This window comes from Ancylobacter moscoviensis, from assembly GCF_007559435.1.
Taxonomy (GTDB): domain Bacteria; phylum Pseudomonadota; class Alphaproteobacteria; order Rhizobiales; family Xanthobacteraceae; genus Ancylobacter; species Ancylobacter moscoviensis.
Genome location: NZ_VMBP01000006.1, coordinates 353,504 through 366,550 on the forward strand (window position 1 = coordinate 353,504; position 13,047 = coordinate 366,550).

Consider the following 13,047-nt stretch of genomic DNA (forward strand, 5'->3'; position numbering starts at 1 on the left):
TGGGGATTCATGATGGAGCGCCCCGATGAAGGCTCGCCGCATTCTGCTTTCCATGGCGCTGGTCCTGTCGGCGCCGCCCTCATTCGCGGAAAGCGCCTGCTGCGATCCCGAGAGCCCGTTCCGGCCCGGCGAGGCCTATCCGGAAAAGCTCGCCAGCTGCGAGACGATACGGCACTGGGCGGACCGGGCGCCGGCAACGGACAAGCGCATCACACTCGGCATCAAGGGACGGCTCACCGGCGTGCATGCCGACGGCGTGATGGCCTATCTGCTGATGTGCGAGCCTTCCGAGGTGCAGGTGATGTGCGTCACCTACAACGCCAACGGCCTCGCGCGCGGCGACGAGGTGGTGTTCGGCGGCGGGTATGGCCGGCTGGATGCGCACCATGTGGTGCTGGATCCCTGCCTCGCGTCGCGCGGACAATAGCCTGTCCACGCCGTTCCTGGTCCGCCCGGTGAACCTTCCTGCGCTCAGCGCGGCGTTGCGGACGAGGCGGAACGGACCACCACGGTCGCGGACATGCCGGCCGACAGCACGACGCCGGGTGGCACGCTGTCGATGGCGATGCGCACCGGAATGCGCTGGGCCAGCTGGATCCACTCGAAATTGGGATCGACCGCCGGCAGCAGACCGCCCTTCGTCACCGTCGGGTTGGCAATGGCCCGGCTGACCCCCTGGACCGTGCCGCGCAGGATCGTTCCGCCGGCCATCAGCCGGACTTCGGCGGTGTCGCCGACAGCGATCGCCGGAAGCTTGGTCTCCATGAAGTAGGCGTAGACGTAGAAGGAATCGCGGTCGACGACGGCGAGGACGCCGTCGCCGGTCGTCGCATAGTCGCCGACCGTGGCCGTCAGGTTGGTGACGAACCCGTTCACCGGCGCCCGGACGGTGCTGCGTTCGAGGTTGAGCTCGGCGGTGCGCAGCTGCGCCTGGGCCAGTTCCAGCGCTGCCTGCCGCTCGGACGCCTGGGTGCGGGAGGTCTCGGCGCTCACGGCCGAGATGGCGCTGGGATCGGTGGTCATCAGCCGCTCGTCGCGGTCGGCGTTGTCCTGCGCCAGCTTCAGCGCCTGCTGGGCCTGCGCCACGCTCGCCTGCGCCTGCTGGAGCGCGAGGGTGAAGCGCTGCCGGTCGATCACGAACAGCACGTCTCCCTTCGAGACGGACTGGTTGTCGACGACGTTGATCTGGTCGACGAGCCCGGAGACGTCCGGGGCGACCTCCACCACATTGGCGAGCACTCGCGCGTCCCGCGTCCAGGGCGCGCGCATGTAGAAATCCCACAGCCACCAGCCAACCACGCCGGCGGCAGCCACGACGAGAAGGGTGACGAGAACACGCATCGCCGATGCGACTACAGCCATATGCCTGTCCCGAAAGCGACCAGGGCACCGACCATCAGCACGTAGAGGCCGAGGTTGAACAGTGAGCGATGCCAGACGAAACGATAGAGATTGAAACGGCTCAGCAGAAGATGGACCAGCGTGTAGGGAATGATCGCCACGGCGGCCCACAGAACCAGCGGCGATACGTAGAAGCCGACGAATTCCAGCGGATGGAACAAGGCGAGGTTCGGCACCGGCATGCTCAGTTCCCCGCGAAGCTGCGTTCGAGATAGGCCCGGTCGCGGATGAAGCGGTCGGCGATGAAGCGGAGCGAGGCGGCGGCGCGCAGCACGGCCCGGGTCGCGGGCGGGCCGGGCGCCAGCGTCAGGCCGGCGAAAGCCGCGCGGGCGTCGGCCACGATGGCCTCTGCCTCGGCGATGGCGCGTTGCCGGTCGCGCCCCAGCGCGAGGCGCTCGAGCGATCCGGCGAACTGGTCCAGAAACCGCTCGATGGTGCGGGCGGCCTCCGCCGGCATCGCCGGATCCGCCGCGGCGTCGCGCAGCCGGCCGAGTTCGAGCGCCGCGGAGGCGGCGCCGAGCGTGCCGGTCAGGAAGTCGTCGTCGCTCTGGCGGTCGAGCGCGAGGCGCGGCAGCAGTGACGCCAGCATGGAGACGATGCGGTCGGCGGCCTGCCGGGGCATCGTATTGCCGCGTGCCACCGTCGGCAGGTGGACGCCGACGGTGCGTGCCCAGCTCTGGCCCCGCCGGACCCGTGACGTCACCGGAAAGACGGTGAGGACGGCGAGGCAACCGACCATGCCCAGCAGCAGCGCGGCCGCCGAATTGACCAAGGCAAGCTCGTTCGGGACGAACACATTGGCGGTGCCGATCTGGGATATGGTGAAGCCGCCGAGCGCGATCCCCGCCCAGGCGCGGCTGGGCGTTCCGGCCATCAGGCCGGCGGGGATGAGCACCAGCATCAGCACCAGGGCGAGGCTTCCATATCCTTCGAGGTAGGGAAACACGAAGATCATCACCGCGTAGGCGACCAGAATGCCGACGGCGCTCCAGGTCAGGAAAGCACGTGCGCCGGCCTGCGGATTGTCCTGGTTGACCGCGAAGAAGAGCATGATGGAGCCGCCGGAAACGGCGGTGAACCCCATGTTCCACGCGGTCGCCAGCCAGAATGCGCTCAGCAGCGACAGAGCGGTCATGGCGCGCAATGCGATCAGCAGCGCTTCCTTCCGGTCGCCGGGGTCAGGACGCGGTCGGACCGGCTGACCGGTCGGCGCGGAGGGCGCGCGCCGCAGGCTCGCGGATTCGGCGACAACCACCATGGAAAGTTCGTGCAGCACGTCGCCCGAGCGCCGCAGGATCAGCAGGCCGTTGGCCAGCGCATCGACCGGGACGCTGCCGGCCATGTCCTCGATCTTCCGCTCGGCGTCGCGCAGCGCCAGCCGCTGGTCCAGCAGGTGGCGGCGCAGGCGTCGCCGGTCGCTCCAGGCCGACGGGTCGGCGGCGATCCGTTCGAGCCGGCTGGCCGCGGCGTCGAGCGTCGGGCGTATCCGCTCGAGCACCATCTGCGAGCCGGCTTCGCGGAAGTCGTCGAGCCGGACGTAAAGGCCGCGCGCCACGGAAAGCACGACGAGGAATTCCCGCACCGTCCGCCGCAGCGCCCACGCGTCGACCCGCATTTCGGGGGCCTCGAAGACGGCGTAGGAACGGAGCGCGTCGAAGGACACCACCTCGGCGATCATCCGCCGGCGCATGGCGGCGAAGGCGGCCGGGGGCGTGGCCAGGCGGAAGGCGGTGGCCGCGTAGGTCGCAAGGCTGGTGAAGGTGCGGGACAGTGCAGCGCGAAGCGCGTCGCCGGCATAGCGCGGCATGACGATGGTGCTCGCGGCCGTCACGCAGGCGATGCCGATGAGGATCTCCAGTACCCGGTCGGCGGCGATCGACCATGCGTTGAGCGGGTCGCTGGATCCCTCATAGGAGACGAGCAGGGCCGTATAGCCCGCCAGCAGCGTGCCGTAGGAAGCGTAGTTGCGCAGGCGGGCGCCGGCATAGAAGCTCGCCCCGACCACCAGCACCGTGGCGGCCACGAGCAGTTCCGCCGCCTGCGAGAACCAGGCCACCAGCACGAGGCCCGTGAGCCCGCCGAAAACGGTCCCCACCGTGCGCCACGCGCCCTTGGCGACGGCGGCGCCGACGGTCGGCTGGGCCAGCAGATAGACGGTGAGGGTCGCCCATTGCGGGTCGCTGAGCTCGAACCAGAAGGCGATCGCGAGGGCGACGATCGCCGCAAGCGCCGTGCGCACGGAGAACACGACATTGCGCCAGCCGAGATCGACGGGGAACGCAAGACGTCGCGTCTCACCGGCCACCTCAGCGACGCTCATCCTGCCCCACTTGCCCTGCTGCCTTGCCGATCGCGCATCCTACACGGCCCGCGACGGGCCGGCATAGCCTGCCGGGCATGTGGTGCCGGTCGTGCACAGATCGCCGCGCCCTCGCGGCGGCTGTCTGGCGTGTGGGCGACGGGAGGGGCGGAGGTGGCCGCCTAATCCGGCAGGCCGGGCTCGACGATCAGCGCGTTGGATTCCGCCCACCAGCGAAAGGCGTTGCCGGCCTCGATGATGTCTTCGGTGCTGCTCGCCGCCTGAAGACGCCGGATCATCCCCTCATAGTCGCCATGCGGCTGGGGATTGCGCTCGGCAAAGGTGAGAGCCTCGTCCAGCGTGGCGATGTCGACGAGTTCCCGGCCGGCACGCAGGCGCAGCGGCGGGATGAGGGCGGGGGGAATGGCGCTCGGATCCATGCCGGCCTAACGGCTCAGCCGATGCCGGGTTCCGGCCGGCGTCGAGGTTTCTTTCGTTCCGGACAGGATGACGTTCAGGAAACCAATCGCGGCCTGCATCGTTGTCGTCCCGATCGACCGAAATGGGAGGCAGATATGAACCTCGCGAAGACAGGTGTGACGACCAGCGTTATGGCTCTTGCCGCGGCCGCTTTTCTGGTGGCCGCGGCGCCGGCGTCCGCCACCTCGGCCGGGCCCCGCAACGAGGCGCGGGCCGGCGACAATTCCGACCGCGTGCAACTGCGCGAGCATGAGCGCGTGCGCAAGCAGCAGGTCCGCCAGAACAAGGGCACGCCGCTCTATCAGCCGTTCTTCGGGCCGCTCTATCAGGGACGAGACTCGCCGGTGCAGCGGGTGAAGCGCAGCTTCAACTGAGGCTGTTTTCCTTTCCTGGCGAATGTACTGGGGCGCCCTGCGGGGCGCCCTTTTTGCTTCAGGAGCAGCCGCTGCCGGGCGGCAGGGGCTCGGGAGCGCCCCAGTCGTTGGACGGGAGATTGGCGTAGGGCTCGGCGAAATACTGGCGGACCACCCGGAACCGGCTCGGCACCGTGTCCTGCGGCCGGTCATAGGTGAGGATCCAGAAGAAATTGTAGTTCGAGTCCGGCCAGGTCTTCGGCACCCGCGCCTTCGGGATGCGGTCGAGGTGGAGCAACTGGCGCAGCGTCACCTGCTCGCCGGCGAACTCCTTCTCCAGCGCCTCGCTGGCAATGTGGAAATGCTCCCACACCATCACCACCGTCTGGCCGTGCCAGCGCGGGTTCTCCAGCAGGTCGCGCACCACGCGCCGGTTCTGCGCGTTGATCAGGCTGTTGAAATAGCGGTTGTTGCGGATCGGCGTCAGCATCAGCGGATCGGTGGCGATCCGCAGGCCCCACGCCTTCGCGGTCGGCCGGGCCGTCTCCAGCGTATGCAGGGTGACGGCGAGGACGGCGGCGGGCTTCTCGCCCTTCAGCAGGCTCATCGGGCTCGCGGGGCTGAGATACTGCGCCGCCAGCGCCTGCGCCCGCTCCTTGCCGATGCTGCACAGGCTGAGCGGCGTGTGCTTCTCGCCGTGGCGGGCGATGATGATGCGCTTCGGCGCGGCATGGGCAAGCGTCGCGGGCACCAGCAGGGACATTGCGAGGAGGGCTGCCAGCAGGCGGGTCGGCACCATTGAGGGGGGCTCCGGGAAACAGCGGGGCGGTACCATGCTCGGGTTGCGGGGCCGCCGCAAGCGCTCCGGCGGCATCCGGCAAAAAGCACGGCCGCGGACGAGTTTGATGATCTGGCGGATTGATAGCGCGCGGGGCGGCACGATATCACTGGACGACACCTTACCGTCGGAGTGACCATGCTGCGCCGTCTCGATCGTCTCGCCTTCGTGCCCCGTTCGCCCGACGCCTCCGGCGCCGCTCTCGACAACCTGCCGCAATGGGACCTGTCGGATCTCTATCCCGGCCTCGACTCCCCCGAACTTCAGTCGGACCTCGCGGCCATCGCCGCCGAGTGCGCGAATTTCGAGGAAGCCTACAAGGGCAAGCTGGCGGGCATTCTCGACGGCGCCGATGCCGGCGGGCAGATGGCGACCATCGTGTCCCGCTACGAGAAGATCGAGGACCTGCTCGGCCGGCTCTACTCCTATGCCGGTCTCGTCTATTCCGGCGACACCACCGATCCCGTGCGCGCCAAGTTCTATGGCGACGTGCAGGAGAAGCTCACCGAGGCCTCGACGCATCTCCTGTTCTTCACGCTGGAGCTGAACCGGCTCGACGACGCGAAGATGGAAGCGGCGCTCGCCGCCCCGGAATTCGGCAAGTACCGGCCGTGGATCGAGGACGTCCGCGCCGAGAAGCCCTACCAGCTCGAAGACCGCATCGAGCAGCTCTTCCACGAGAAGGGCGTCACCGGGCGCGGCGCCTGGAACCGCCTGTTCGACGAGACCATCGCCGGCCTGCGCTTCGATGTGGCGGGCGAGATCCTGCCGCTGGAGCAGGCGCTGAACTTCCTCGCCGAGCCGGACGAGGACAAGCGTCGCGTCGGCGCCGAGGCGCTGGCCAAGGTGTTCGGCGAGAATCTGCGCCTGTTCACCCTCATCACCAACACGCTGGCGAAGGACAAGGACATCTCCGACCGCTGGCGTGGCTTCGAGGACATCGCGGATTCGCGCCACCTCGCCAACCGGGTCGAGCGCGAGGTGGTGGACGCGCTGGTTTCCGCCGTGCACGCCGCCTATCCGCGCCTCGCGCACCGCTACTACAAGCTGAAGGCCAGGTGGTTCGGCAAGGAGAAGCTGGAGTACTGGGACCGCAACGCCCCGCTGCCGAAGGTCGAGACCCGCACCATCGGCTGGGAGGAGGCCCGCGACACCGTGCTCGGCGCCTATTCCACCTTCTCCCCGCGCATGGCCGACATCGCCCGCGATTTCTTCGACAAGAGCTGGATCGATGCCGGCGTGCGGCCGGGCAAGGCGACGGGCGCCTTCGCCCATCCGACCGTGCCCTCCGCGCACCCCTATGTGCTGCTGAACTATCTCGGCAAGCCGCGCGACGTGATGACGCTCGCCCACGAACTCGGTCATGGCGTGCATCAGGTGCTCGCCGCGCCCAACGGCGCGCTGATGGCGCCGACGCCGCTGACGCTCGCCGAGACGGCCTCCGTGTTCGGCGAGATGCTGACCTTCCGCCGGTTGCTGGCGGCGGCGCCGGATGCCCGCGCCCGCAAGGCGATGCTGGCCTCGAAGGTCGAGGACATGATCAACACGGTGGTGCGCCAGATCGCCTTCTACACCTTCGAGCGGCGCATCCACACCGAGCGCAAGAACGGCGAGCTGACCGCCGAGCGCATCTGCCAGATCTGGATGGAGGTGCAGGCCGAGAGCCTCGGCGAGGGTATCCATCTCGGCCCCGGCTACGAGAACTACTGGGTCTATATCGGCCACTTCATCCATTCGCCGTTCTACGTCTACGCCTACGCCTTCGGCGACTGCCTGGTGAACTCGCTCTACGCGGTCTACGAGAACGCCTCGGAAGGCTTCGCCGAGCGCTATCTCGGCATGCTGGCGGCGGGCGGCACCAGGCATCATTCGGAGCTGCTCAAGCCGTTCGGCCTCGATGCGCGCGACCCGGCCTTCTGGCAGACCGGCCTCAACCTCATCGAGCGCATGATCGCCGAGCTGGAGGCGATGGAGGAGGAGGCGTGAGCCTCCGCCTTACGGATGCGCGGCGGCCTTGCGGCGCGCCGCGTCTCCCGAGAGCCTGACGCCCTGAAGGCTCCAGGAGGGCGGGGCGCCGAAGGTGCGGCGGAAGTCGTGCGTGAAATGCGCCTGGTCGCAGAAGCCGGCGGCGTGCGCGGCGTGGGTGAAGTTGCTCCCCGCCGCCACGGCGGCGATGGCCGCGCGCATGCGCGTCCAGGCGCGGTAGCGGCGATAGGGCACGCCGACCTCGCGCGTGAACAGGTGCTGGAAATGGTGGGGCGACAGCCCGACCTGCGCGCAGGCGGCGGCGACACCGGGGGCGCCTTCCGTGCCCGATTCCAGCAGGGCCAAGGCCCGCGCCACCCGCGGGTCCATCGCGCGGCGGGCCCTGCGCGTGCCGAAGCCCAGCAGATCGTCGAGCGCCGCGCCGGCCCAGTCGATGCTGGCCGCGTCCTCCCATAGCTCACGCATCACCGAAATCTCGCCGCCCCGGCCGACCAGCGCGCCGTCGGCCTCCTCGGCGGAGGCGGTGAGGGCGGCCAGCGTGTGGGCGCCCTCCAGCGTCGGCTCGATATAGAGCACGCCGATCGGGTTTCCGCCGATATCGAGCTCGTGCACCACGCCGGCCGGGATCATCGCCGTGCGGGCGGAGCGCCACGGGCCGTTGCCGATCCTCAGGCCGAACGGTCCGTAGAGGCCGCTCAGGAAGACCGGGGCGCCATGCTGGTGCGGCGCATTGTAGGTGAGCGGTCCGATGAAGCAGGTCCGCCGGGCGTCAAGGTGCCAGAGCGGCCCCGGCGGCGCGGTGCCGGGCACGGTATCCGCACGTTCGTACAAGCGGCCCGGCGGGGCCATGGCTAGCCTCCTCACAGGTGCGCTCGCGGCTGGCGGGCGACGCCAGTGAACCATGAAAGACGCCCGCCGCGAAGCGGGCCGCCGGAGGAAGACGCCATGTCCCGAACCCCTCGTCCGCTCCAGGGCGGACTGCTGAGCCGTCGTCAGGCGCTCGCATCCGCCGCGGCGATGCTGGCCGCCCCCGCCGTGCTGCGTGCCCCGCCGGCGATGGCCGAGGCGCCCGCCCTCGGCGCTGCTCCCCAGGTTTTCCAGCGCTTCCGGCTCGGCTCCTTCGAGGTTACCAGCCTGCTCGACGCCAGCGCGATGATCGACGGGCCGTGGCCCATTGTCGGGCAGGACCGCCCGCCGACGGAGGTGGAGCAGCTGATGCGCGCCAATCTCCTACCGGAGAAGCGCTTCCGCCCCGGCTTCTCGCCACTGCTCGTCAATACCGGCCGGGAACTGATCCTGTTCGACGCGGGCAACGGCACGGAGGGCTTCGTGCCGCCTCCCGCCGGCGGCTGGCTGGTCAAGTCGCTCGCCACCGCCGGCTATACGCCCGAGCAGGTGGACGTCGTCGTTCTCACCCATGCCCATCCCGACCACATCGGGGGGCTGTTGACCGATGGCAAGCCGACCTTTCCCAAGGCCCGCTATGTGGTTGGGGCGACCGAGTTCGACTTCTGGAAGGGCGACACGGCGCTGGCCATGCCGAAGGAGAGCAATGAATACCGCTCCGCCGTGATGTTCCGCTCGCACCTCCTGCCGCTCGCCGACCGGACGAGCTTCGTCGACCCGGAGGGGGAGGTGGTGTCCGGCATCCGCGCGGTGAAGGCCCATGGCCACACGCCCGGCCATCTCGCTTTCCATATCGAGAGCGACGGCCAGCGCCTGCTCGCCTGGGGCGATTGCGCACATCACGAGGTGGCCTCGCTGGCCCATCCCGAATGGCATGCCCTGTTCGACCAGGACAAGGAGGCCGGCGTCGCCACGCGGCGCAGGATCTACGACATGGTCGCGACGGACCGGCTGGCGGTCGCGGCCTATCATTCCTCCTTCCCGTCCATCGGCTATGTCGAGCGGCGCGGCGATGCCTATCGCTGGATTCCGGTGACGTACCAGCTGGATTTCTAGGTCCGATCCGTGCCCGCCGGGCACCTGAATGGAAATGCAGCCGTCATGGCCGGGCTTGTCCCGGCCATCCACGTCTTGGGCAGTTGAAGACGTCGCGGATCCCGGGGCGAGCCTGGTTTCGCCTGCGGCCGGATGGCGGAACGGTGGATGGGTACGCAGCCATAGCGCGCCGTTACAATGCGACTGGCGAAAAGTTGGGCTGACGGAAAGGCTGCACACGTTCTAAGCTGGTGGCCTGAGCGGGCGAATGCCCGGACCCTCGAGCCGCACGAAGCCGATGAACCTCGCCACCCCCACGCCCGCCTTTCCGTCCGCCGCCGATGCCGAGGCGGCGCCGTTCGCGCACACGCCTTTTGACGGCTCGCGCAAGGCCTTCTCCATCGGTCTCGCGCCGCTCGACCTTGCCGAGTGGATCGAGCCGGACCCGAAGCTCGCGGCGCGGCTGGCCGAGCGGGAGGTGCTGATCCGCGACAAGCGCGGCGTGGTGCTGCGCGAGGAGCCGGGCACGCGCGCCTCCCAGCGCGAGGCGCTGGAGCTGGTCGTCGCGCACATCACGGAGCGCTATCCCGATCTCTACCGGCTGGAAGGGCGCCGCATCACCGTGCTGCCGACCGGGCGCAGCTTCGACCTCGACGACGAGAGCGAGCCGCCGCTCGCCATCGCCGGGCACCTCGTCTCCGACGACCTGCTGATCCTGACGAAGAGCGAAGAGGGCTATCGCCTCGTCGCCGCCGTGCTGTGCTTTCCCTCCGCCTGGTCGCTGGCCGACCGCTTCGGCCAGTCGCTGGACGGGCTGCATGAGGCGGTGCCCGGCTATCAGTCCAAGCTCGCCAAGGTGATGAACCGCATCTTCGAGAACCTGAAGGTCGATCAGCCGGTCTGGCGGGTGAACTGGTCGATCTATCCCGACGACGAGCTGCACCATCCCGAATCCAAGGAGCGCCCGCGCGACTGGTTCGAGGATCCCGCCAACCTCGCGCCCGAGGCCTTCGTGCGGGTCGAGCGGCAGACGCTGCGGCGCATGCCGGAAAGCGGCGACATGCTGTTCACCGTGCGCATCCATGTCGACCCGTTCACCGCCTTCCGCCGCCACCCCGAGGGCCGGGCGCTCGCCGCCTCGCTGCGCGAGCAGATCCTCGGCCTCGACGCGGAACAGCTCGCCTACAAGGCGCTCACCGAGCACCGCGACGCGGTGGCGGGCGCGCTGGAGCGCATTGCCGGCGGCGACTAAGCTTTTCCCCGACTCGAAGGGGAGGTTGCCGTGGTCTTCTGGTTCCCGCTGCTGTCGTGGCTCGCCGCCATCGTCGCCGCCGTCCTCGTGCTGCTGCGCGGTCCGCGCCCGATCACCTTCGGCGCGGTCGTCGACCAGTTGCTGCGCTACATCCTGCTCTTCCCCGTCGGCGTGATGGGGCTGTGGGCCTTTCTCGGGCACGTCTTCTTCGCCGAGCAGGCGGCCGCCTCCATCGGCTGGGCGCCGAGCCCGTTCCAGTTCGAGGTCGGCATGGCCAATCTCGGCATCGGCCTCGCCGGGGTGATCGGCGCCTTCCTGCGCTCGCCGGGCTTCCGGGCGGCGGTGGGCGTGGTGGCCTTCGGCTTCCTCGGCGGGGCGGGTGTCGGGCACCTCGTGCAGATCGCCGAGACCGGCAACATGGCGGCGGGCAATGCCGGGCCGATCCTCTACACGGATTTCATCAACCCGCTCGCGGTGCTCGGCCTGCTGCTGCTCCAGCGCCTGACGCGGCGCGCGCCTGCGGCATGACGCATCGCCCGGTTGCGCATGGCGCCGGGCGCCCCACCTAGAGGCCAACCGTCGAGGCCGCCTTGTCCGATCCTGAAAAGCCCGATCCCGGCTCCCGTGACCGCGAGGCCAACCGCCTGAGCGCCCGCGCGCTGCGCTATGCGCGCGTCGGCACGAAGGTTGGCGGCGTCGCCGCGCGGATCGCCGGCGCGCGGCTGTTCGGGCTGGAGAACCAGCGCGGCGGCAACGCGGCCGCGCTCGCCGCGGCGCTGGGCGGGCTCAAGGGACCGATCATGAAGGTCGCCCAGCTGATGGCGACCATTCCCGACGCGCTGCCGCCCGAATATGCCGCCGAGCTGGCGACGCTGCAGAACCAGGCGCCGCCCATGGGCTGGGCCTTCGTCAAGCGCCGCATGATGGCCGAGCTCGGGCCGGACTGGATGAGCCGGTTCCTTTCCTTCGACAAGGAGCCGGCAGCCGCCGCCTCGCTCGGCCAGGTGCACCGCGCCCGCGCCCTCGACGGCACGGAGCTCGCCTGCAAGCTGCAATATCCCGACATGCAGTCCGCCGTGGAGGCGGACCTCCAGCAGCTCGACCTGCTGCTTGCCATCCATCGGCGGATGGATCCGGTGATCGACACCACCGAGATCGCCGAGGAGATCGGCGCGCGGGTGCGCGAGGAGCTCGATTACCGCCGCGAGGCCGCCCATGCCGGTCTCTACGCCCTCATGCTGGCCGACGAGCCGGCGGTGCTTGTGCCGCGCGTGCGCCCGGAGCTGTCGACCGGGCGGCTGCTCACCCTCGACTGGCTGGAAGGGCGGCGCCTGCTCGATTTCGTCGGCGAGTCGCTGGAGGTGCGCAACCGCATCGCCCGCGCCATGTTCGCGGCGTGGTGGCTGCCTTTCTCGCGCTTCGGCGTCATCCATGGCGACCCGCATCTGGGCAACTACACGGTCTTCGAGGAAGACGGCGCGGCCGCCGGCATCAACCTGCTCGATTATGGCTGCATCCGCATCTTCCCGCCCAGCTTCGTCGGCGGCGTGGTCGATCTCTACCGCGGCCTGCAGGAGGGCGACGATGCCCGCGTCGTCCATGCCTACGAGACCTGGGGCTTCCGTGGCCTGACGCGGGAATTGATCGACGTGCTCAATATCTGGGCCCGCTTCATCTACGGCCCGCTGCTCGACGACCGGGTGCGCAGCATCGCCGACGGCGTGGCGCCGGGCGAGTACGGGCGCCGCGAGGCGTTCACCGTCCACCGGGCGCTGAAGGAAAAGGGGCCGGTGCGCGTACCCCGCGAATTCGTCTTCATGGACCGCGCCGCCATCGGCCTCGGCGGCGTTTTCCTGCATCTGCGGGCGGAGCTCAACTTCCACGCCCTGTTCGAAGCGGCGATCGCCGACTTCGCGGTGGAGGGCGTGGCGGCGCGTCAAGGCGCCGCGCTGCGCGAGGCGGGACTGGGCTGAGCGACGTCCGCGCGCGCCGTTGCCCGGACGGGCGTCTTCCGCTAAAGCGGATGCTTGCTTTTATTATTCCTTTGGAGGGGTCTCAGATGGCCGACCACGGAGTGCCGGAATACGCCACGGCCGAGGGCAATGATTACGCCGAGCACGAGGGGACCTACGAGTTCTTCGTCAAACTGACGCTGGTCGGCACGGTGGCCCTGGTCTGCTTCATGGGCTCGCTCGCCGTCGGCGCGGTCAACGGCCACTGGGGCCTGTTCACCCTGGGCACGCTGGCCTCGATCGCCGTCACGGCCGTCGGCCTCGCTTCCAAGGACGGCAAGCCCAAGCTGCTGTTCGGGCTGCTCGGCCTCGTCGTCGTCGCCATGATCCTGACGTCCTGAGATTCAGCCATGCGCATTTGTGTATTGAGAGAGAGCTCTGGTTTGGAGCCACGGGTTGCCGCGTCTGCCGACACGGTACGGCGTTATATTGGCCTTGGAGCTGAGGTTGTTGTGGCTTCGGGTGCTGGCCTGGCGTCCGGGATT

Annotated in this window: 14 protein-coding genes; 8 read left to right on the forward strand and 6 right to left on the reverse strand. The window is 69.2% G+C overall.

Translation table 11 applies throughout. The features are described 5' to 3' along the window. The first annotated feature begins 25 nt into the window (after nt 1-25). Entirely contained in the window at nt 26-427 is a 402-nt protein-coding gene (locus tag FO470_RS18145; protein WP_144344386.1) for a hypothetical protein, read from the forward strand. Between the two features lie 44 nt (nt 428-471). On the opposite strand, the gene FO470_RS18150 is transcribed toward FO470_RS18145, so the two are convergent. The 4 genes from FO470_RS18150 to FO470_RS18165 all read right to left on the reverse strand — a co-directional run bounded on the left by FO470_RS18150 (nt 472) and on the right by FO470_RS18165 (nt 4,140). Next, the gene (locus FO470_RS18150) at nt 472-1,362 is read right to left on the reverse strand and encodes an efflux RND transporter periplasmic adaptor subunit (RefSeq protein ID WP_144344387.1); all 891 of its coding nucleotides are present in this window, start codon (nt 1,360-1,362) and stop codon (nt 472-474) included. Further along, the gene (locus FO470_RS18155) at nt 1,353-1,583 is read right to left on the reverse strand and encodes a DUF1656 domain-containing protein (RefSeq protein ID WP_144344388.1); all 231 of its coding nucleotides are present in this window, start codon (nt 1,581-1,583) and stop codon (nt 1,353-1,355) included. Before FO470_RS18155 ends, FO470_RS18150 begins: the two co-directional genes overlap by 10 nt. Before the next feature lie 2 nt (nt 1,584-1,585). Then, complete coding sequence (locus FO470_RS18160; RefSeq protein ID WP_144344389.1) at nt 1,586-3,721, reverse strand: FUSC family protein; 2,136 nt, start codon at nt 3,719-3,721, stop codon at nt 1,586-1,588. 161 nt (nt 3,722-3,882) lie between these two features. Beyond that, a complete protein-coding gene (locus tag FO470_RS18165) occupies nt 3,883-4,140 on the reverse strand; it encodes a hypothetical protein (RefSeq protein WP_144344390.1) in 258 nt (85 codons plus the stop codon). A gap of 135 nt (nt 4,141-4,275) precedes the next feature. Between FO470_RS18165 and FO470_RS18170 the strand changes: the two genes are divergently transcribed. Continuing rightward, a complete protein-coding gene (locus tag FO470_RS18170) occupies nt 4,276-4,554 on the forward strand; it encodes a hypothetical protein (RefSeq protein WP_186292014.1) in 279 nt (92 codons plus the stop codon). Between the two features lie 58 nt (nt 4,555-4,612). Here FO470_RS18170 and FO470_RS18175 read toward each other — a convergent pair whose 3' ends face one another. Continuing rightward, on the reverse strand, nt 4,613-5,332 hold the full coding sequence (locus FO470_RS18175; RefSeq protein ID WP_144344391.1) for a histidine phosphatase family protein: 720 nt from the start codon (nt 5,330-5,332) through the stop codon (nt 4,613-4,615). Nucleotides 5,333-5,509: 177 nt separating this feature from the next. Here FO470_RS18175 and FO470_RS18180 point away from each other — a divergent pair, with 177 nt between their 5' ends. Next, nucleotides 5,510-7,357: a M3 family oligoendopeptidase gene (locus tag FO470_RS18180; RefSeq protein WP_144344392.1), complete on the forward strand. Its 1,848-nt coding sequence runs from the start codon at nt 5,510-5,512 to the stop codon at nt 7,355-7,357. Between the two features lie 9 nt (nt 7,358-7,366). Here FO470_RS18180 and FO470_RS18185 read toward each other — a convergent pair whose 3' ends face one another. Beyond that, complete coding sequence (locus FO470_RS18185) at nt 7,367-8,206, reverse strand: helix-turn-helix domain-containing protein (protein WP_144344393.1); 840 nt, start codon at nt 8,204-8,206, stop codon at nt 7,367-7,369. 96 nt (nt 8,207-8,302) lie between these two features. Between FO470_RS18185 and FO470_RS18190 the strand changes: the two genes are divergently transcribed. The 5 genes from FO470_RS18190 to FO470_RS18210 all read left to right on the forward strand — a co-directional run bounded on the left by FO470_RS18190 (nt 8,303) and on the right by FO470_RS18210 (nt 12,903). Then, nucleotides 8,303-9,319 carry an MBL fold metallo-hydrolase gene (locus FO470_RS18190; protein ID WP_144344394.1) on the forward strand — a complete coding sequence of 339 codons (1,017 nt, stop codon included), beginning with the start codon at nt 8,303-8,305 and terminating at the stop codon, nt 9,317-9,319. Nucleotides 9,320-9,566: 247 nt separating this feature from the next. Continuing rightward, nucleotides 9,567-10,550, forward strand: coding sequence for a heme-dependent oxidative N-demethylase family protein (locus FO470_RS18195; RefSeq protein ID WP_244616765.1), 984 nt, complete (start codon nt 9,567-9,569; stop codon nt 10,548-10,550). A gap of 30 nt (nt 10,551-10,580) precedes the next feature. Beyond that, nucleotides 10,581-11,078, forward strand: coding sequence for a DUF6790 family protein (locus tag FO470_RS18200; protein ID WP_144344395.1), 498 nt, complete (start codon nt 10,581-10,583; stop codon nt 11,076-11,078). A 62-nt stretch (nt 11,079-11,140) separates the two neighbouring features. Then, nucleotides 11,141-12,523: an ABC1 kinase family protein gene (locus FO470_RS18205; protein WP_144344396.1), complete on the forward strand. Its 1,383-nt coding sequence runs from the start codon at nt 11,141-11,143 to the stop codon at nt 12,521-12,523. Between the two features lie 86 nt (nt 12,524-12,609). Then, nucleotides 12,610-12,903 (forward strand): aa3-type cytochrome c oxidase subunit IV, encoded by a 294-nt coding sequence (locus FO470_RS18210; RefSeq protein ID WP_144344397.1) that lies wholly within the window; start codon nt 12,610-12,612, stop codon nt 12,901-12,903. Nucleotides 12,904-13,047 lie beyond the last annotated feature (144 nt).

Bases quoted from the DNA above. Each gene is read 5' to 3' on its own strand.
- FO470_RS18145 (WP_144344386.1), top strand. From the start codon at position 26: ATGAAGGCTCGCCGCATTCTGCTTTCCATGGCGCTGGTCCTGTCGGCG.
- FO470_RS18150 (WP_144344387.1), bottom strand. From the start codon at position 1,362: ATGGCTGTAGTCGCATCGGCGATGCGTGTTCTCGTCACCCTTCTCGTC.
- FO470_RS18155 (WP_144344388.1), bottom strand. From the start codon at position 1,583: ATGCCGGTGCCGAACCTCGCCTTGTTCCATCCGCTGGAATTCGTCGGC.
- FO470_RS18160 (WP_144344389.1), bottom strand. From the start codon at position 3,721: ATGAGCGTCGCTGAGGTGGCCGGTGAGACGCGACGTCTTGCGTTCCCC.
- FO470_RS18165 (WP_144344390.1), bottom strand. From the start codon at position 4,140: ATGGATCCGAGCGCCATTCCCCCCGCCCTCATCCCGCCGCTGCGCCTG.
- FO470_RS18170 (WP_186292014.1), top strand. From the start codon at position 4,276: ATGAACCTCGCGAAGACAGGTGTGACGACCAGCGTTATGGCTCTTGCC.
- FO470_RS18175 (WP_144344391.1), bottom strand. From the start codon at position 5,332: ATGGTGCCGACCCGCCTGCTGGCAGCCCTCCTCGCAATGTCCCTGCTG.
- FO470_RS18180 (WP_144344392.1), top strand. From the start codon at position 5,510: ATGCTGCGCCGTCTCGATCGTCTCGCCTTCGTGCCCCGTTCGCCCGAC.
- FO470_RS18185 (WP_144344393.1), bottom strand. From the start codon at position 8,206: ATGGCCCCGCCGGGCCGCTTGTACGAACGTGCGGATACCGTGCCCGGC.
- FO470_RS18190 (WP_144344394.1), top strand. From the start codon at position 8,303: ATGTCCCGAACCCCTCGTCCGCTCCAGGGCGGACTGCTGAGCCGTCGT.
- FO470_RS18195 (WP_244616765.1), top strand. From the start codon at position 9,567: ATGCCCGGACCCTCGAGCCGCACGAAGCCGATGAACCTCGCCACCCCC.
- FO470_RS18210 (WP_144344397.1), top strand. From the start codon at position 12,610: ATGGCCGACCACGGAGTGCCGGAATACGCCACGGCCGAGGGCAATGAT.